18 protein-coding genes are annotated in these 19,071 nt (G+C 54.9%); 6 read left to right on the top strand and 12 right to left on the bottom strand.

What is annotated here, in order from left to right; translation table 11 throughout:
• Positions 1 to 76: 76 nt before the first annotated feature.
• Together norV and norW are read left to right on the top strand one after the other, a co-directional pair.
• Positions 77 to 1,525 (top strand): anaerobic nitric oxide reductase flavorubredoxin, encoded by a 1,449-nt coding sequence (gene norV / locus OGY18_RS20465; protein WP_149281325.1) that lies wholly within the window; start codon positions 77 to 79, stop codon positions 1,523 to 1,525.
• Entirely contained in the window at positions 1,522 to 2,655 is a 1,134-nt protein-coding gene (gene norW, locus OGY18_RS20460; RefSeq protein WP_048215690.1) for an NADH:flavorubredoxin reductase NorW, read from the top strand. Before norV ends, norW begins: the two co-directional genes overlap by 4 nt.
• Before the next feature lie 148 nt (positions 2,656 to 2,803).
• Here the strand turns inward: norW and hypF are convergent, their stop codons facing one another.
• The 3 genes from hypF to OGY18_RS20445 form a co-directional block, all read right to left on the bottom strand.
• Positions 2,804 to 5,044: a carbamoyltransferase HypF gene (gene hypF, locus OGY18_RS20455; RefSeq protein ID WP_286554199.1), complete on the bottom strand. Its 2,241-nt coding sequence runs from the start codon at positions 5,042 to 5,044 to the stop codon at positions 2,804 to 2,806.
• A gap of 143 nt (positions 5,045 to 5,187) precedes the next feature.
• Positions 5,188 to 5,733: an electron transport protein HydN gene (gene hydN, locus OGY18_RS20450; protein WP_003037366.1), complete on the bottom strand. Its 546-nt coding sequence runs from the start codon at positions 5,731 to 5,733 to the stop codon at positions 5,188 to 5,190.
• Between the two features lie 145 nt (positions 5,734 to 5,878).
• Positions 5,879 to 6,892, bottom strand: coding sequence for a LacI family DNA-binding transcriptional regulator (locus tag OGY18_RS20445; protein WP_286554209.1), 1,014 nt, complete (start codon positions 6,890 to 6,892; stop codon positions 5,879 to 5,881).
• Between the two features lie 264 nt (positions 6,893 to 7,156).
• Here OGY18_RS20445 and ascF point away from each other — a divergent pair, with 264 nt between their 5' ends.
• From ascF to OGY18_RS20430, 3 genes are all read left to right on the top strand, one after another.
• Entirely contained in the window at positions 7,157 to 8,611 is a 1,455-nt protein-coding gene (ascF, locus tag OGY18_RS20440; RefSeq protein WP_286554197.1) for a PTS cellobiose/arbutin/salicin transporter subunit IIBC, read from the top strand.
• Positions 8,612 to 8,633: 22 nt separating this feature from the next.
• Positions 8,634 to 10,058 (top strand): 6-phospho-beta-glucosidase, encoded by a 1,425-nt coding sequence (locus OGY18_RS20435; RefSeq protein WP_186413062.1) that lies wholly within the window; start codon positions 8,634 to 8,636, stop codon positions 10,056 to 10,058.
• Positions 10,059 to 10,230: 172 nt separating this feature from the next.
• Positions 10,231 to 10,470: a SymE family type I addiction module toxin gene (locus OGY18_RS20430; RefSeq protein ID WP_008785630.1), complete on the top strand. Its 240-nt coding sequence runs from the start codon at positions 10,231 to 10,233 to the stop codon at positions 10,468 to 10,470.
• Between the two features lie 56 nt (positions 10,471 to 10,526).
• Here the strand turns inward: OGY18_RS20430 and hycI are convergent, their stop codons facing one another.
• The 9 genes from hycI to hycA all read right to left on the bottom strand — a co-directional run bounded on the left by hycI (position 10,527) and on the right by hycA (position 18,405).
• Positions 10,527 to 10,997: a hydrogenase maturation peptidase HycI gene (gene hycI, locus OGY18_RS20425; protein ID WP_003037382.1), complete on the bottom strand. Its 471-nt coding sequence runs from the start codon at positions 10,995 to 10,997 to the stop codon at positions 10,527 to 10,529.
• On the bottom strand, positions 10,990 to 11,400 hold the full coding sequence (locus OGY18_RS20420) for a formate hydrogenlyase maturation HycH family protein (protein ID WP_003037385.1): 411 nt from the start codon (positions 11,398 to 11,400) through the stop codon (positions 10,990 to 10,992). Before OGY18_RS20420 ends, hycI begins: the two co-directional genes overlap by 8 nt.
• Positions 11,397 to 12,164 (bottom strand): formate hydrogenlyase subunit HycG, encoded by a 768-nt coding sequence (hycG, locus tag OGY18_RS20415; protein WP_003037388.1) that lies wholly within the window; start codon positions 12,162 to 12,164, stop codon positions 11,397 to 11,399. Before hycG ends, OGY18_RS20420 begins: the two co-directional genes overlap by 4 nt.
• Entirely contained in the window at positions 12,164 to 12,706 is a 543-nt protein-coding gene (locus tag OGY18_RS20410) for a formate hydrogenlyase complex iron-sulfur subunit (RefSeq protein ID WP_003825918.1), read from the bottom strand. Before OGY18_RS20410 ends, hycG begins: the two co-directional genes overlap by 1 nt.
• Before the next feature lie 9 nt (positions 12,707 to 12,715).
• Entirely contained in the window at positions 12,716 to 14,425 is a 1,710-nt protein-coding gene (gene hycE, locus OGY18_RS20405) for a formate hydrogenlyase subunit HycE (RefSeq protein ID WP_003037393.1), read from the bottom strand.
• Between the two features lie 17 nt (positions 14,426 to 14,442).
• Complete coding sequence (locus OGY18_RS20400; RefSeq protein WP_003825914.1) at positions 14,443 to 15,366, bottom strand: respiratory chain complex I subunit 1 family protein; 924 nt, start codon at positions 15,364 to 15,366, stop codon at positions 14,443 to 14,445.
• Positions 15,367 to 15,368: 2 nt separating this feature from the next.
• Positions 15,369 to 17,195, bottom strand: coding sequence for a formate hydrogenlyase subunit 3 (hycC, locus tag OGY18_RS20395; protein ID WP_003825912.1), 1,827 nt, complete (start codon positions 17,193 to 17,195; stop codon positions 15,369 to 15,371).
• Complete coding sequence (gene hycB / locus OGY18_RS20390) at positions 17,192 to 17,803, bottom strand: formate hydrogenlyase subunit HycB (protein WP_003825909.1); 612 nt, start codon at positions 17,801 to 17,803, stop codon at positions 17,192 to 17,194. The genes hycC and hycB overlap by 4 nt, the downstream gene beginning before the upstream one ends.
• Positions 17,804 to 17,946: 143 nt before the next feature.
• Entirely contained in the window at positions 17,947 to 18,405 is a 459-nt protein-coding gene (gene hycA / locus OGY18_RS20385; protein ID WP_003825906.1) for a formate hydrogenlyase regulator HycA, read from the bottom strand.
• Positions 18,406 to 18,603: 198 nt separating this feature from the next.
• On the opposite strand from hycA, the gene hypA reads away from it, so the two are divergent.
• Entirely contained in the window at positions 18,604 to 18,975 is a 372-nt protein-coding gene (hypA, locus tag OGY18_RS20380) for a hydrogenase maturation nickel metallochaperone HypA (protein WP_003825904.1), read from the top strand.
• Positions 18,976 to 19,071 lie beyond the last annotated feature (96 nt).

Below are 19,071 nucleotides of genomic sequence, written 5' to 3'. Positions count from 1 at the left end.
TAAAAAGTTGGCACGCAACCTGCAATAAGCAAAACATCTTTTTTAGAAAAACGCTGAATTAATTACTGAGGTTGCTATGTCTATTCTGGTTAAAAATAACATTCATTGGGTTGGCCAACGTGACTGGGAAGTTCGTGATTTCCACGGGACTGAATACAAAACGCTGCGCGGCAGCAGCTACAACAGTTATCTCATCCGTGAAGAAAAAAATGTCCTGATCGATACAGTAGACCACAAGTTTAGCCGTGAATTCGTGCAGAACCTGCGCAGTGAAATTGACCTCGCGGATATCGACTACATCATCATTAACCACGCGGAAGAAGACCATGCCGGGGCGCTGACCGAGCTGATGTCCTGCATCCCGGATACGCCGATTTACTGCACAGCCAACGCCATTGACTCTATCAACGGGCATCACCATCACCCGGAGTGGAATTTCAACGTGGTGAAAACCGGTGATTCACTGGACATTGGTAACGGCAAACAGCTGATCTTCGTTGAAACGCCAATGCTGCACTGGCCTGACAGCATGATGACCTACATGACCGGCGACGCGGTACTGTTCAGTAACGACGCCTTCGGTCAGCACTACTGCGACGAACGTCTGTTTAACGATGAAGTTGACCAAACCGAACTGTTCGAACAGTGCCAGCGTTACTACGCCAATATTCTGACGCCGTTCAGCCGTCTGGTTACACCGAAAATTACTGAGATCCTCGGCTTTAACCTGCCTGTCGATATGATTGCGACTTCCCACGGCGTGGTATGGCGCGACAACCCGACGCAAATCGTGGAAATGTACCTGAAATGGGCAGCGGATTACCAGGAAGACCGCATCACCATTTTCTACGACACCATGTCCAACAACACTCGCATGATGGCCGACGCCATTGCCCAGGGCATCAACGAAGTTGACCCGAACGTGGCGGTGAAAATCTTTAACGTCGCCCGTAGCGATAAGAACGAAGTTCTGACTAACGTATTCCGCTCTAAAGGCGTGCTGGTCGGTACTTCGACGATGAACAACGTGATGATGCCAAAAATCGCCGGTTTGGTGGAAGAGATGACCGGCCTGCGTTTTCGTAACAAACGCGCCAGCGCCTTTGGCTCACACGGCTGGAGCGGCGGTGCAGTAGACCGTTTGTCCACGCGTTTGCAAGATGCTGGTTTCGAAATGTCACTGAGCCTGAAGGCGAAATGGCGTCCGGACCTGGATGCACTGGAACTGTGCCGCCAGCACGGCCGTGAAATCGCGCGTCAGTGGGCGCTTGCTCCACTGCCGGAAGCAACCGTGAAAACAGCTTCCAAAGAAGAAGAGTGCGCTTGCGCCGCTGCGGCTGCCGCCGATCTTGGCCCTAGCATGCAGTGCAGCGTGTGCCAGTGGATTTACGACCCAGCAAAAGGTGAACCGCTGCAGGATGTCGCGCCGGGTACACCGTGGAGCGACGTGCCGGATAACTTCCTGTGTCCAGAATGTTCATTAGGTAAAGACGTATTCGACGTCCTGGCAACGGAGGCAAAATGAGCCGCGGAATTGTCATTATTGGTTCGGGCTTCGCCGCCCGCCAGTTAGTCAAAAATATCCGTAAGCAGGATGCAAATGTCCCGCTGACCTTGATTGCTGCGGACAGCATGGATGAGTACAACAAGCCCGATCTCAGCCATGTTATCAGTCAGTCACAGCGTGCAGACGACCTCACCCGCCAGTCGGCGGGGGAGTTTGCCGAACAGTTTAATTTGCGCCTGTTCCCGCACACCTGGGTAACCGACATCGATGCTGATGCCCACGTAGTGAAAAGCCAGGATCAGCAGTGGCAGTACGACAAGCTGGTGCTGGCGACGGGCGCTTCAGCCTTTGTACCGCCGGTTACCGGACGTGAGTTAATGCTCACATTGAACAGCCAACAAGAGTATCGCGCTTGTGAAACACAGCTGCGTGACGCCCAGCGGGTACTGATTGTCGGCGGCGGCTTGATTGGCAGTGAACTGGCGATGGATTTCTGCCGTGCCGGTAAAGCGGTAACGCTTATCGACAACGCCGCCAGCATTCTGGCTTCGCTGATGCCGCCGGAAGTCAGCAGTCGCTTACAGCATCGTCTGACCGATATGGGCGTACACCTGCTGCTGAAATCACAGCTTCAGGGGCTAGAGAAAACGGCGTCAGGTATTCGTGCCACGCTCGATCGTAGCCGCAGCGTGGAAGTCGATGCGGTGATCGCCGCCACCGGCTTACGCCCGGAGACCGCACTGGCGCGTCGCGCCGGATTGAACATCAATCGTGGTGTCTGCGTCGATAGCTACCTGCAAACCAGCCACCCGGACATTTATGCTCTCGGCGACTGTGCGGAGATTAACGGTCAGGTGCTCCCGTTCCTGCAGCCGATTCAGCTGAGTGCCATGTATCTGGCGAAAAACCTGCTCGGCGGCAATGCGCCATTGAAACTGCCAGCCATGCTGGTAAAAGTCAAAACGCCAGAATTGCCTCTGCATTTGGCCGGGGAAACCCAGCGCCGCGATCTGAACTGGCACATCGCCGCCGAAGCGCAGGGAATGGTCGCCAGAGGGATGAACGACGAAGGCCAGCTGTGTGCGTTTGTCGTCAGTGAAGACCGCATGAAAGAGGCCTTTGCGCTACTGAAAACGTTGCCTGTGTAAGTCTGGGATGCCGAATGGCGCCTCCGGCCTACGACTTTGCCCGGCAACGCTGCTACTAATTTATTAACCTCACGCACATGGATGTGCGTTGCCACTTGTCGGTATGCCCCGACATGTTTTTCTTGCCCCGCCAGTCCCGGGGCTTTTTTTATTTTTGCGCCAACGCTCGCGCCGCGGCAATCACGCCCTGCCCCAATGACAACCCGCCGTCGCCCGCCGGTAAACGCTGCGGGAACAGTAAGGTAAAATCACGCAGATAAAACGCCAGACGGGCCGACAATAAGCGGTTATGCATCACGCCACCACTGAATACTAGCGTCTTAATCCCGCGCGCTTCGGCCTGCTTTCGCATCAGAGTGGCAAACCCACACGCCAGCGCGTCGTGAAACGCCCATGCCCTTTCTGCTGGTTTGGCCTGCCAGTTCAGCCATTGTTGCCAAAAAACCGCTAAGTCCAGCTGAGTGTCATCAAGCGGCACCGTGACTGGGTGATCAACACCATCACATTGCGATGCCATCGCCTCAAGCGCGCAGGCCGCTTCACCCTCATAACTCAACGATTCCGGTGCACATTGCAACGCGGCGGCAACGGCATCAAACAGTCGTCCGCACGATGAAGCCAACGGAGCGTTAATTCCCCGTTCAATAGCGCGCGCCAGCACGTTCCAGTTTTGATGTTGCAGCGCTGATGTTTCCGGATAACGCGGCCAGTCAGGAACAAAACGCAGGCACTGCGCGAGCAGGTTACGCCACGGCTGTTTTGCCGCCAGATCGCCACCTGCCAGCGCTACCGCCGGTAAGCCGCCAAGGTGTTCGCATTCACGATAGTTGACCCGCAAACACTCTCCCCCCCACAACGCGCCGTTTTCCCCCATGCCGATACCGTCTAGCGTCAGAGCAATCACGTCGCCACCGTCTAGCGGCCAGCCGTGCTCCGCAAGACACGCAGCGGCATGCGCATGGTGATGCAGCACCGTTTCAGTTGGCAGCTCCATTTCACTGGCCCATTGGCTGGAAACATAGCCAGGGTGCGCGTCATGTACGATACGCTGCGGCGTAAAGTCATAAATGTTCTGGATCAGGCGTAGCGCATCACGCCACTGTTGCTGAATGCCGTCATCGCTGAGATCGCCCAAATGCTGGCTGATAACCGCCTGTTCGCCACGCACAAGACAGAAAGTATTTTTCAGATCCGCGCCTAAGCACAGCATCGGCGGCACGTCGAGAAATCCCGGCGGTAGTGCTACCGCATCCGGCACGTAACCCCGGGAACGACGCAGCATTTCCCCACTGTCGCGCACCACGGAGTCATCCATCCGCTGCACAATTTCGCGATTATGCAGCAGGAAACCGTCGGCAATGTCGTGTAAATCTTCCAGCGCCTGGGCGTTGGTAATGGCCGGAGGCCTGCCGCTGAGGTTGCCAGAGGTCATCACCAGCGGACAATTCATCTCTTGTAAGAGTAAATGCTGTAACGGATTCGCTGGCAGCATGACGCCAACCTCCGTTAACCCGGGCGCAATGCTCTCGCTCAATGCAGCGACATAGCGTTTCTGCACCAGCACGATCGGCGCAGCAGGGGTAGTCAGCAAACGACGAGCGGGTTCAGGCAATCCTTCATCAGAGGGCAGCATCACTGCCAGAGGTTTCGCCGGACGGTGTTTGCGCAGCCTGAGTAGCGCTACGGCGTTATCATTTCGCGCATCGCACACCAGATGAAACCCACCAATGCCTTTAACCGCCACAATACCGCCTGCTTTCAGCCGCGATACCGCCGCCTGCAGCGCCACTTCTTTCTCCGCTCGCTCACCCGCACAGAACCACTCCAGATGAGGGCCGCATGCCGGACAAGCCACTGGCTGGGCGTGGAAGCGACGGTCGTACGGATCGCGATACTCTTTGTCACATTGCGCGCAGAGTGGGAATGACGCCATTACGGTAAACGGACGATCGTAGGGCATGGCGCGGATAATCGTAAAACGCGGACCACAGTGGGTGCAGTTGATAAAGGGGTAACGATAGCGGCGCTCGCCGGGGGTGTTCATTTCAACAAGGCATTCGTGACAGGTCGCGGCGTCCGGAACAATTTGCGTATTCATCGTGCCGCCAGCACTTTGACGAATCGAGAAATCGGCAGGCTGCTGCGTCCAGGCGAATGGTTCGCTCTCAACGCTGTCAATGCGCGCCAGCGGTGGGCAGTGTTGATGCAGCTGCGCAATAAATTCCGCTGGATCTTCCTGTAAGCGCACAACCACACCGTCACCGTCGTTACACACATCGCCATGCAGTTGTAACCGCTGCGCCAGTTGCCAGACGTAGGGGCGAAATCCGACGCCCTGTACTTTGCCGCGAATACGCAGCTGTACGCCGGAGTGGTTGTTTATTGTCATTAAGTCGTTCCCGCAGTCATCTATCCCGGTTTGCCTGATGGCGCTACGCTTATCAGGCCTACGTGGATGCGAACAGTAGGCCGGATAAGGCAAAGCCGCCATCCGGCATAAGTACTACCGTATTTTACGCGGATTTTCAGATATCAGAACAGCAAAGATGCGGTGGAATCCAGCGCGGCGCGACGACGTTTTTCCGCGCTCAGTTGCTCAAGCTTATTGCGATCCACATATATCAGCGCGTGAGTCGGGCACACTTCCATACAGGCAGGACCGGCCTCACGATGGTGGCACAGGTCGCACTTATTGGCTTCAGCTTTTTCTGCGCGGACGTTCAGACCTGCGCCGCTGTTACGCACGACCGGACGCACGACCACTTCCATTGCGCCGTAAGGACAAGCCACAACGCAGGTTTTACAGCCAATGCAACGTTCCTGCATTACATGAACAAAACCTTTATCACGGCTGATCGCACCGTTCGGACAGACGTTAGCGCACGGCGCGTCTTCGCACTGGCGGCACAGCGTCGCCGTGGAGACATTAACGCCTTTGATGACGTGAATGCGGGGTAAAAAGGTTTCAGGGGTCAGCGATGCGCAGTCCTGGTTATCCTGATGGGATACCACGCAGGCCACTTCACAGGTACGGCAACCAATGCATTTATTGGCGTCTGCAATGATGAAACGGTTCATCAATTTCTCCAGCAATGACAGAATATCTGCCGAAACATACACAAATCGTGCCAGAATTTAATTTGCTGTTATTAAAGGAATTTTGTTTTGAAGTACGCAAGAAGGGTGTGTCATCGTCACTAGTGACGATGACAAATGACAGCCGTCAGCGCGAAGCGGGAGGCGCAACTGAGTCGCGCGCAATGAGTTCACCGGTGAAAGTTTTTGGCGGCGTAAACGCCCCGTCACCTAACATAAAGATCAGGCGCCCAATCGTTTCCTGAATCATTTCTGTTACCGGAATTTTAACGCTGGAAAGCGCCGGAATAGTGTATGGCGCGAGGGCGATATCATCAAAGCCAATCACCGACACCTGTGCGGGAACGCTCACACCATGCCCGTGCAACTGCTTCATCGCGCCGATCGCCATATCGTCATTGCTGGCCACCAGTGCGGTAAAATTGACCTTGCGCGAAAGCAAAGTTTTCACACCCGCAGCGCCGCAGGCTGGCGTCCATTTCCCTTTAACAATCAGATCATTATTTAGCGCGATACCATGATGTGCCAGCGCGTCTTTATAGCCTGAAAGTCGCTCCACGCCGGTTGGCGAATCCATCGAGCCGGTAATAAAACCAATCTCTTTATGCCCGGATGCAATGAGCTGAGTAACGGCGTTAAAGCTGGTTTGCTTTTGATCGCACCATACGCTGTGGCTACTGTTTTTCCGCAGGCGTCGATTAAGCACCATAATCGGCTGGCTGTGGGCATCGATGATATCGTCTATCTCATCCACGCTGAGAAAACGCGGATAAATCATAATCGCGTCACAGCGCAGGTCGAGCAGGTACTGGATCGCCTGGCGCTCTTCCTCAGCGCTGTGCTTACCGTCAGCCAGTAACAACTGGCGTCCTTTATCTTCCGCCATCCGCGCGGCATGAAACAGCAGTTCGCTGAAATAGACACCGTGATAAAGGGTATTTGTTACCACCAGACCCAGTGTCTGCGTGGTTTTCGCTGCGAGACTGCGCGCCAGCAAATTTGGGCGGTAACCACTCTCTTCAATGGCCTGAAACACGCGGTCTTTGGTTTCCTGGCTAACATAGCCGTTCCCGGAAAGCACCCGGGAAACCGTCGCTTTCGACACCCCGGCACGCTTCGCCACCTCCAGCATCGTGGTCATATTACTCATCCCTTTTCTCTCAATGTGACGCAGTGTACTGCACCGTTTTGCCGCTGTCCTTGCTGCTAAATCGCAGACGCTGACATCTGGTGATCGGAGTCACAATTACAAGAAATGATCAAAATTAAATCTTGATCAGTTTATGTAATTTAAACATGATTTTGTGGAACCGGTTTCCTATCTGCGTTTCATCAACCCAGAAAAGCGACCCACGTAAACGGATAAAACATAACGTACTCTACTGATAAAACAGGATTAAATCCGATGTCCAAGAATTATACAGCGCTGGCGCGCTCCGTTGTGACGGCTCTGGGAGGCGTCGACAACATCACAGCAGTGACCCACTGTATGACCCGTTTGCGTTTCGTTATCAAAGATGACTCGCAGGTCGACAGCGCGACGCTGAAGTCCCTCACTGGCGTGCTGGGCGTGGTGCGCAACGAGAACCAGTGCCAGGTGATTATCGGCAACACCGTTTCGCAGGCATATCGCGAAGTGATCAGCCTGTTGCCTGCCAACATGCAGCCAGCTGAACCGCAAACCAAACCCCGGCTAACGCTGAAGCGGATTGGCGCGGGGCTCCTTGATGCGCTGATCGGCACTATGTCGCCGTTGATCCCGGCGATTATCGGCGGATCAATGCTCAAGCTGCTGGCGATGGTTCTGGAAATGACCGGCGTGCTGGTGAAAGGATCGTCCACGCTCACCATTCTGACCGTCATTGGCGACGGTGCATTCTTCTTCCTGCCGCTGATGGTCGCCGCGTCGGCCGCTATCAAATTTAAAACCAACATGTCGCTGGCTATCGCCATCGCGGGCGTACTGGTGCATCCCAGCTTTATCGAGCTGATGGCGAAGGCCGCGCAGGGTGAGCACGTTGAGTTTGCCCTAATCCCGGTGACGGCGGTGAAATACACCTACACGGTGATCCCGGCGCTGGTCATGACCTGGTGCTTGTCATACATCGAACGTTGGGTCGATCGTATTACTCCGGCGGTGACCAAAAACTTCCTCAAACCGATGCTGATCGTGCTGATCGCCGCCCCGCTCGCCATCGTCATCATTGGCCCGATCGGTATCTGGATCGGTAGCGCGATTTCAGCGCTGGTCTATACCATCCACGGCTATCTCGGCTGGCTGTCAGTGGCCATTATGGGCGCGCTGTGGCCGCTGCTGGTAATGACCGGTATGCACCGTGTCTTTACGCCAACCATTATTCAGACCATTGCCGAAACCGGAAAAGAAGGCATGGTGATGCCGTCGGAAATCGGCGCCAATTTGTCGTTAGGTGGTTCATCGCTGGCAGTGGCATGGAAAACCAAAAACCCAGAGCTGCGCCAGACTGCGTTAGCGGCAGCCGCCTCAGCCATCATGGCGGGCATTTCTGAACCCGCGCTGTATGGCGTGGCAATCCGCCTGAAACGTCCGCTGATTGCGAGCCTTATCAGCGGTTTTATCTGCGGTGCTGTTGCCGGAATGGCCGGGCTTGCAAGCCATTCCATGGCGGCTCCGGGCCTGTTCACCAGCGTACAATTTTTCGATCCGGCCAATCCGATGACCATCGTTTGGGTATTTGGCGTGATGGCGCTGGCGGTAGTGCTTTCCTTTGTATTAACACTGATTCTCGGCTTTGAAGATATTCCTGTCGAAGATGCAGCCGCGCAGGCAAGAAAAAACCAGGCCGCACAACCGGGCAATATCAATGGAGCCAGCATTTGACTGGTATGAACTGAGGTTAATTATGTCTGTTTTTCCGCAAGGATTTTTATGGGGCGGCGCATTGGCCGCCAACCAGTCTGAAGGGGCATACCGGGAAGGCGGCAAAGGGCTGACTACCGTCGATATGCTCCCCCACGGCACACACCGCATGCCCGTCAAACTGGGTCAGGAGAAGCGCTTTACGCTGCGGGATGACGAATTTTATCCCAGCCATCAGGCGATCGACTTTTATCATCGCTATAAAGAAGATATCGCGCTGATGGCGGAAATGGGGTTTACGGTTTTTCGTACTTCCATTGCCTGGAGCCGCCTCTACCCCAACGGCGATGAGCTGACGCCGAATGAAGACGGAATCGCGTTTTATCGGGCCGTGTTTGCCGAGTGTAAGAAATACGGTATTGAGCCATTAGTCACGCTGTGTCACTTCGATGTGCCTATGCACCTGGTCACCGAGTACGGCTCCTGGCGTAACCGCAAAATGGTGGAGTTCTTTACCCGCTACGCCCGTACCTGCTTCGAGGCCTTTGACGGTCTGGTGAAGTACTGGCTGACGTTCAACGAAATCAACATCATGCTGCACAGCCCCTTTTCAGGCGCAGGGCTGGTATTTGAAGAAGGTGAAAATCAGGATCAGGTGAAATATCAGTCCGCTCACCACGAACTGATAGCCAGCGCCCTTGCGACTAAAATAGCTCATGAAATTAATCCGCAAAACCAGGTCGGTTGTATGCTGGCTGGCGGTAATTTTTATCCTTACTCGTGTAAGCCGGAAGATGTGTGGACCGCACTGGAAAAAGACCGTGAAAACCTGTTCTTTATTGATGTGCAGGCGCGCGGGGCCTACCCGGCTTACTCTGCCCGCGTGTTTCGCGAAAAAGGCGTGGTAATCGAAAAAGCCCCGGAAGACGACGACATCCTGAAAAACACCGTCGATTTCGTCTCGTTCAGCTATTACGCATCGCGCTGCGCCTCCGCTGAAATGAACACGGGCAATACCAGTGCTGCCAACGTGGTGAAGTCGCTGCGTAATCCGTACATTGCCGCCAGCGAATGGGGCTGGGGAATCGATCCGCTCGGCCTGCGCATCACCATGAATATGATGTATGACCGCTACCAGAAACCGCTGTTTCTGGTGGAAAACGGGCTGGGAGCGAAAGATGAAATCGATGCTAACGGTGAGATCAATGACGACTATCGCATCAGCTATTTACGCGAACATATTCGCGCCATGGCAGACGCGATTGAAGATGGCGTGCCGCTGATGGGTTACACCACCTGGGGCTGTATCGATCTGGTTTCTGCCTCAACCGGTGAGATGAGCAAACGCTACGGTTTTGTGTATGTTGACCGCGATGATGCGGGCAACGGCACGCTGGCACGTACACGCAAGAAATCATTCTGGTGGTACAAAAAAGTCATCGCCAGTAACGGTGCCGATCTGGCATGACGGATCTGCCGGAGGGGGTTACAGCCTTCCGGCAGAAGTACATATTTTCATTTCATTTATTACATTCCAGATTTGGAATCGTCCTTCCAGTTTCAGGTTTGCCCTCCCCCTTTTTTACTGGCATTTTATTCAGTAGTTTTTAATCCTGGCCGTTCACCACAAGGAAGCGTGCATGTTTGATAAAAAGGGCAAAACAGCAGTGGCAATCACCAAACCGGTACGTCGCTTGAAAGTCAGCTATGTCAGAAAACGCCATGAAGATCCAAAAACGGGTTATACGCGACGAATCAGTCGTCACGCCTCACTCACGCTGAACGGCGACTGGCTGGAACAAGCTGGATTTCCGACCGGTACGGCAGTAAATGTATCAGTGATGCAGGGGAAGTTAATTATTGAGCAGGCAATTGAATGACGAGGATACACTGGGAAAACAGGCCGGATGTCGTTCACATCCGGCACTGATACGGTTTACTCTTCTGGCGCTTCCAGCTCGGAGAATCCACCGTGTCCTTCCCAACCGGCTAATCGCTGATAGACGGTATCAACCGCATCTTTGATCGGCTGTGTCATCGGGTAGTAAAAACCGACGATGTCCGGTTGAATGCCGAGGAAAATTACCTCACCAACATCGTCTTTCAGCTGATCGACCAGGTAGTTCAGCGGCATGTTGTGGGTGGTCATCATGAACATCTCGGCAATATCATCGGGATCGATAATGCGGATTTCGCCTGGGTTCAGCCCCATATCGGTGGCATCAACAATCAACAAACGTTGCGGGCGCAGCTCGCGGATGGCGACAATATCGTTCTCCGGCGCGCTACCGCCGTCGATGACAACCCAGTTGCCTTGAGGATTTGCAGCACACATTTCAGCCAGCAGCGGGCCCGCGCCGTCATCGCCCATCATGCTGTTACCCACACATAATAAAACGTCAGTCACGGTGTCTCCTCACCATCAGATAGATGGCGCTTTCCTGGTGTATGTCGTGCAGCATGCTAAGCATCAGCTTGCTCCACTCCTGCTGCTGCGGGGTCTGCACGGCACGCGCATCATCGAACGCGCGCGCCAGCATTTGCACATGGTTGAAATCGATAACGATCTCGCCGTATTTTGGCACGCCTTCCATTTTCCGGCGGGCTTCGCTTCCCTCAGCAAGGGTAGCAATCCATGCCAGATATTCGTCCCATGGACAAGTTAACGCCGCTTCCAGGCAATCGATGATCCCAAGGTGGTGACCAATCGCCAGGCTGTAATAGACAACCTGCTGCGCCTCAGCGGGCGTCGCATCGTTCTCATCAATAAACTTACGGCTCAGTTGACTGAACACCACCGTTTCACTCATCGGATACGCGCCTCTTCGACAACATGATTAAGATGCGTGACGATCTCGGTCAGACGCGGATCGTTTTCCGCTTCCAGCCAACGCGCCACCTGATGCTCGCCCTGCCCTAACTGCGTCATATAGTCATCAGCAATCTGGCGACCATAGCGGTATCCCGCCAGACGGCGAGCCTCGCGATCCACTTTCACGCGCAGCGGCTGAACCATGTCCGGATGCAGAATTTCCGCCGGCTGTTCGTCCAGTTCACCCGGCGCACGCGCGTGAATTTTTTGCTCCAGCAGACCCAGCGCCATGGCAAAACCGTACAGCGTTGCCGCAGGCGTCGGCGGACAGCCAGGAATATACACGTCCACCGGTACGATTTTGTCCGTGCCGCCCCATACGCAGTATAAGTCGTGGAAGATACCGCCGCTGTTACCGCAGGCACCGTAAGAGATACAAATTTTCGGATCTGGCGCAGACTGCCAGGCACGCAGCGCCGGAGAGCGCATGGCACGAGTTACCGCGCCGGTAAACAGCAGAATATCCGCATGGCGCGGTGACGGTACGACTTTGATGCCAAAACGTTCGGCATCAAACAGCGGAGAAAGCGTTGCAAAGATTTCGATTTCGCAACCGTTGCAGCCGCCGCAGTCCACGCGGTAAACGTACGCTGAGCGCTTAATGCTTTTCAGCAGCGACGCTTTCATGCTGGCAATGGATTCATCCACCGTCATCGGTACCGGAATACCGTTGGCGTCACGTGGGCCTAATAAATTGCTCATCAGCTGGCCTCTTTCATATGGCGAGTCAGTTCAATACGGTCAGACGGCACCAGACATTTCTGGCGCTTACAGTCCGGGCAGGTCTCAAAGCTTTCACGGTGATTTTCCGCGCGGGTATCACCGTTGTGCTTAAGCAGCGCAATGGCGTAATCAATCTCTTTTTGCACCGCAAAAGGACGGTTACATACGCGGCAATTGCACAGCCCAAAACGAGACTGCTGCAGGAAATCATCTTTCTTCCACACCGCCAGCTCATACTCCTGCGACAGCTTGATTGCCGCTGTCGGGCAGACTTCTTCGCAGCGGGCGCAGAAAATGCAGCGCCCAAGGTTGAACTGCCACGCCAGCTCATTGGTGACCAGATCGGTTTCCACCGTCAACGCGTTCGACGGGCACGCATTCACACAGGCCGCGCAGCCGATGCACTGCTGCGGATTATGTTCCGGTTTGCCACGGAAGTTTTTATCGACCGCAATCGGCTCCAGCGGATACGACGACGTCGGCGCCCCGGTTTTGATGACTTTTTTGATAAAGGTAAACATGGCGATTCCTTATTTCAGCGGCGAGTTTTTACGCTCGATGCTGTAGCGCTCAAGTTCTTTGTACGGCACGACTTTGCTCTTCTTCTTACGCACATCGACCACGGTCATACGGTCAGTACAGGAGTAGCAAGGATCGAGGCTACCGATAATCAGCGGGGCATCGGAAACGGTATTGCCACGCAGCATGTAGCGCAGCGTCGGCCAGTTGGCGTAGGTCGCCGCACGGCAGCGCCAGCGATACAGTTTCTGGTTGTCGCCGGTCATGCTCCAGTGGATGTCATCTCCACGCGGCGCTTCAGCAAAGCCCAGTGCGAAACGGTGAGGAATATAGGTAAAGCCTTCCACCATCAGCGGGCCGCCCGGCAGGTTATCCAGACCAAAGTCGATCATATTCAGCGCGGTGTAGACTTCATTGATACGGACTTTCAGACGAGAAATAACATCGCAGCCCTGCTCGCTGTGAACTTCCATCGGCAGCAGACCATAACCGACAAACGGGTGATCGGCGCGGGTGTCACGCGCGTGGCCGCTGGCGCGAACCATCGGGCCGACGTTACTGAAGTCACGGGCAATTTCTGGATCCAGACGACCAATACCAACGGTACGCTGTTCCATGTTCGGCGTGCTGAGCAGCATATCGACCAGTTCCTGCACGTCACGACGCATCTGCTGCGCCAGTTGACGGGTCTGGATCATATCTTCTTTCAGCAGGTCACGACGAATACCGCCGATCAGGTTCAGACCGTAAGTTTTACGTGCCCCGGTGAGGATTTCCGCCATCTTCATCGACGTTTCACGCACGCGGAAGAACTGCATAAAGCCGGAATCAAAACCGGTGAAGTGACAGGCCAGGCCGAGGTTCAGCAGGTGCGAGTGCAGACGCTCAACTTCCAGCAGAATGGCGCGTATCATCTGCGCACGTTCCGGCACCACGATGCCCATCGCATTCTCAACGGAAGTGGTATAGGCGGTGCTATGCGCAAAGCCGCAGATGCCGCACACGCGATCCGACAGGAACGTTACTTCGTTATAACCCATACGGGTTTCCGCCAGTTTCTCCATGCCGCGGTGGACATAGAACAGACGGTAGTCGGCGTCGATAATGTTCTCGCCATCAACGAACAGGCGGAAGTGACCGGGTTCATCAGAGGTGACGTGCAACGGGCCAATCGGCACCACGTTATTTTTCTTGTCGCCCAGTTCGTTGATGAATTCGTAGGTTTCAGCATCGGTAGTCGGCGCCGGGCGCTGACGATAATCCATGCTGTCTTTACGCAGCGGATAGAGTTCGTCCGGCCAGTCATCCGGCAGTACCAGACGACGTTCATCCGGTAAACCAACCGGGATCAAACCGTACATATCGCGCACTTCACGCTCGCCCCACACCGCTGCTGGAACGCGCGGTGTGACGGACGGGAACTCCAGCTTATTGGCATCGACTTCAACGCGGACGGTTATCCAGCACTTGGTGCCCTGCTCCATCGACATCACGTAATAAACGGCGTAATGCCCACACAGCTGACGTTCGTCGTTACCAAACAGCACGGATAACCAGCCGCCCTGTTTGTAGTACAGGAACTCAACCACTTCCGGCAGGTAGTTCACCTTGACGGTGATCGTCAGCTGATCTTTGGTCTGCCAGGCTTCATCCAGCACCACGCCCGGAAAGGCCTGGTGCAGCGCAGCGAGATATTGTTGACCTAATTTTTCTTCAGACATGCTCAAACTCTCTTAAATCACGCCACCAGCAAGGAGACGAACGCTAAAAACGCAAACCCAAAACCGGCCCAGGTCACGCGTGAAGTGGCGCAAAAACGCAGACGCGCCATGCTGTTTTCGAACAGGGCGATGACCAGCACGCCGAGGACCAGCTTGACGACGGCAATCACCAGCGCCAGCAGCAGCCCACCGGCGGTGAAGGTTTCCATCTGTCCCCACGGCAGGAACACGCCAACGAACATTTGCAGAACGACCAGCTGTTTGAGGCTAATGCCCCATTTCAGCACGGCAAAACCGCTGCCGCTGTATTCAGTCAATGGACCTTCCTGCAACTCCTGCTCTGCTTCCGCCAGATCGAACGGCAGTTTGCCCATTTCGATAAAGGTGGCGAAAGCACAGGCGCACAGTGCCAGAATCAGCGGGATGCTGCGCGCAGCAGGCCAGTGGTAAATGGTATCGGCGATATTGCTGATATGGGTTGAACCCGCAACCTGTGCCGCTACCCACAGTCCCAGCAGCAAAATAGGTTCAACCAGCACGCCGAGCATCGCTTCACGGCTGGCGCCAATGGCGGTAAACGGGCTACCGGTATCCAGTCCCGCGATAGAGAAGAAGAAACGGGCGATGGCGAACAGGTAAATTAAGGTGATCAGATCGCCCAGTTGTGGCAGCGGCGAGCCAACGGTCACTACCGGCAACGCAGTGGCGATAGTCAGCATCACGCCCACCATCACAAACGGCGTCAGGCGGAAAACCCAGCTGGAATCCGCAGGCGCAATGCTCTGACGGCCCAGCAGTTTGATAATGTCGCGGTATTCCTGCAAAACGCCCGGACCGCGGCGATTGTGCAAACGCGCACGCGCCACGCGGGTAACACCGGACAGCAGCGGCGCAACGGCAAACAGCACCAGCGCCTGAATTAACGGATATAAAACACTCATTCTCAGGCTCCTCGTGAAACCACAATCACCACCAGCACCGCCAGCTCAATCAGCGCCAGGCGACGGAACAGCACCGGTGCAGCCGCATTCTGCCAGCCCGGAACCAGTGATACCGGGTTCAGCCATTTACGCAGTTTGAGTACCGGGGCAAAGGCTTCTTTCACCGGCATGGCAAAACCGTGCGCGGTAATCACCATTGACTGCTCGTGATCGTAACCACACACCCACGCCGCACCGCGTGAACGCGACGGCAGACGGTTGCCTTTGAAAATGGCCATGATGATGAACGGCAGCAGCGGACACGCGATCAGCAGCAGCGTGATCATTGGCTGAGAAACGGTGGTGTTCGCGGTTTCCAACGGCAACGGAACGGCAGAGGAGATCATCGGCAGCAGCCACGGCGCAGCAACGCCGCCAATCACGCAGCAGATAGCCAGCGCGACGACGCTCACCCCCATCAGGATTGGCGCGCAGCAGGCATTTTCAGCTTCCTTCGTGCGCGGTGCGCCAAGGAACGTAACGCCATAGACTTTCGCCATACACATCACCGCCAGCGCGCCGGTAATTGCCAGCCCTACCGCCAGCAACGGTCCTAACAGGCTACCGACAAATGCGCCGCTATTGCCGAGCTTAAAGAAGGATTGGTAGATAACCCACTCACCGGCAAAACCGTTCAGCGGCGGCAGCGCGGCCATCGCCATCAGTCCAACCAGCATCGCCAGCGAGATAACCGGCATACGTTTACCGATACCGCCCAGTTTTTCGATATCACGATGACCGGTACGGAACCAGATGCTGCCTGCACCCAGGAACAGAACGCTTTTGAACAGGCTGTGGTTAACCAGATGATACAGACCGCCGGTCAAACCCAGCGCAATCAGCGCCGGTTGATTCAGGGAAATTCCGGTCACGCCAGCACCCAGACCCAGCAGAATAATGCCGATGTTTTCCAGCGTGTGGTACGCCAGCAGACGCTGGATGTTGTGCTCCATCAGCGCATACAGACCGCCAACAAACGCGGTGATCATGCCCAGCACCAGCAGCGTAATCCCCCACCACAGCGGCGCGTTACCGCCCAGCAACGACAGGGAGAGAATACCCAGCAGACCAACCTTCATGACGACGGTAGAGAACAGCGCCGCAGCCGGTGCGCTGGCATTGGCGTGTGCCTGTGGCACCCAACCGTGCAGCGGAATAATGCCAGCCAGCAGGCCAAAACCTGCCACGCCCAGCAGCCAGATGTCAGACCCGAGCGGCAGCTCCTGGGTGCGCAGGTCAAGAAGACGCAGCTCCAGAGTGCCGTAACGTTGCCACACCAGGTAGCAGGCGACCGCCAGCAGTAGCGTACCAATACGCCCCAGTGCAAACCACAGTTTGCCTTCTTTACTGCATCCGGTAAGGAACACGGCACACAGCGCCATGATTTCCGCCATCACCACCAGCGTACCGAGGTTGCTGGCAACCACCGCACATACCGCCGCGGCCATCAGCAGATTCACCAGCAGGCCGTTAGCTTTCACCTGCGGATGACGATGCCAGTCAATGTTGTACAGGCTGACAAACAGGCCGCACAGGCCCAGCGTAATCAGCCAGATAGCATTCAGCGGAGTAATTTGCAGACTGTGACCAATAAACGGCATCACGCCGCTCACCGCCAGCGCATTAGTCAGAACGGTAAAACCCGCAGCTGCCGTACACAGGCTGCCGACCGCACCGCCAACTCCAGCAATCCAGCCGCTCAGCGATTTATGAAATGAAAACAGAAATGCCAGAACCGCAGCCGCTGTAAACCAGGCTACGCCGCTGTTAATCAGTGAAATTGCGCTCATTTTGCATCCCCACTCTGAGCCTGCTGAAACAAGGTGAGATCGCCGAAATCGGTATTGAAAGTCAGCTCACGCTTACGTTTGCTGGCGCGGGCGATATCCATGTTGCTCACCAGATGCAGGGCTTTGGTCGGACACATGCGCACGCAGGCAGGACCTTGCTCGTCAAAACTACACAGATCGCATTTCACCGCGATGGCACGAACGCCGGGAACCCAGTCCAACAGCGAACTCACGCGAGCAGGCGCTGGCGGAGCCGGAGGCGCTTTTGGCGTATTGGCGTTTGCCGGAATGTGTAGCGGACGGCTACCGGAAAACTCTATCGCGCCAAACGGACAAGCGATCCCGCACAGTTTGCAGCTTACGCACAGGCTTTCGTTCAGCTGTACGGCGCCATCAACGCGGTTAATGGCATTAACCGGACACACGGTGGCGCAAGGCGCATCTTCACACTGGTGGCAAAGCTGCGGCGCGGATTCTTTTTCATTTAACATCACTTTCAGGCGCGGCATTGACTGCAGGCCATGCTGGCGATGTGTCTCTGAGCAGGCGGCTTCACAGGTGTGGCAGCCAATACAAAGAGTGGAGTCAGCAATTACAAAACGATTCACCAGGCATTCCTCAGGTGATAGTCATTTTTGACGAAAACATGTCTACCAAATGTCATTTCGACATTTTTCGACATGCCCATTCCCTAAAACGTCGTGACGCAGTGTGTAGACCGCACCATGACAAAGTGGGCAGCACCCGAGGTTTAAGCCGGGCTATGTCCCTCAACCAGCTGGCTTAAATTCACCGGCATATTGTTCTCAACCGCGGTGTACAGGCTGTCGTAGACGGTGGCGATTTTTTCGAGATAGTGATCCAGCACCTGCTCGCGATCGCGGTTGCTAATACGCTCATCGACCTTACCGTCGATAGTCAATTCTGCCTGTGCAATCAGCTGTTTATCATCACCGTCTTTCGTTTCGACGTAGTATTCGATGGTATGGCTGTTAAAGCCGTCCGCCAGCGTGACGTAGATAGTGAAGTGTTCAAAAAGGACGAAGCAGAGATCCTTGTCCGGCGCGCAGCTCATCGCATGATGCAAACGCGCTTTTGACAGGGTGATCCCCTGAACCAGCGAGTTGCAGTAAATACGCCACTGGTCCTGTAGGCGACGATGCCGTTCAGCGATGTAATCGGCTTTTTCGCTTATTTCCCAAATAGTCATGTCAGGTTACCCGTTTAGCAGAGATGAACAGCCTTAAGCATATTTCATGCCAAAATTAAATCACTTAATTTTCATATAGATAAAAAATCAAAGGCGGGTGACGACATGTCATTTCGTCATCGTCGTCATTGTCACAAATGAAAAAAATCAACCTGGCATGCTTATTGCTTTTAATACGGCAACTTCACAGGAGGCGGTATGCACGAAATAACCCTCTGCCAACGGGCACTGGAATTGATTGAACAACAGGCCACGCAACACGGTGCTCAGCGAGTAACTGGGGTCTGGCTCAAAATTGGCGCATTTTCTTGCGTAGAAACCAGCGCTCTCTCCTTTTGTTTTGATCTGGTATGCCGCGGGACCCTTGCAGAAGGTTGTAAACTCCACCTCGAAGAACAAGAAGCCGAATGTTGGTGCGAATCTTGTCAGCAATACGTCACGTTACTGACGCAACGCGTGCGCCGATGTCCGCAATGCAACAGCGATATGCTGAGAATTGTGGCCGATGACGGCTTACAGATTCGACGTATTGAAATAGATGAAACTCCAGCGCCGGATGGCGACGCCTAAGCGTCTTATCCAGCCTACAGAAAGAGCTCGTTTGTAGGCCGGATAAGGCAACGCAGCCATCCGGCAACAGATGTATCGCAAGTAAAAAGATCAGGA

Origin of the sequence: Citrobacter sp. Cpo142 (assembly GCF_030332425.1) — a bacterium.
GTDB lineage: Bacteria > Pseudomonadota > Gammaproteobacteria > Enterobacterales > Enterobacteriaceae > Citrobacter > Citrobacter portucalensis.
This window is presented reverse-complemented; position numbering and strand designations above follow the sequence as displayed.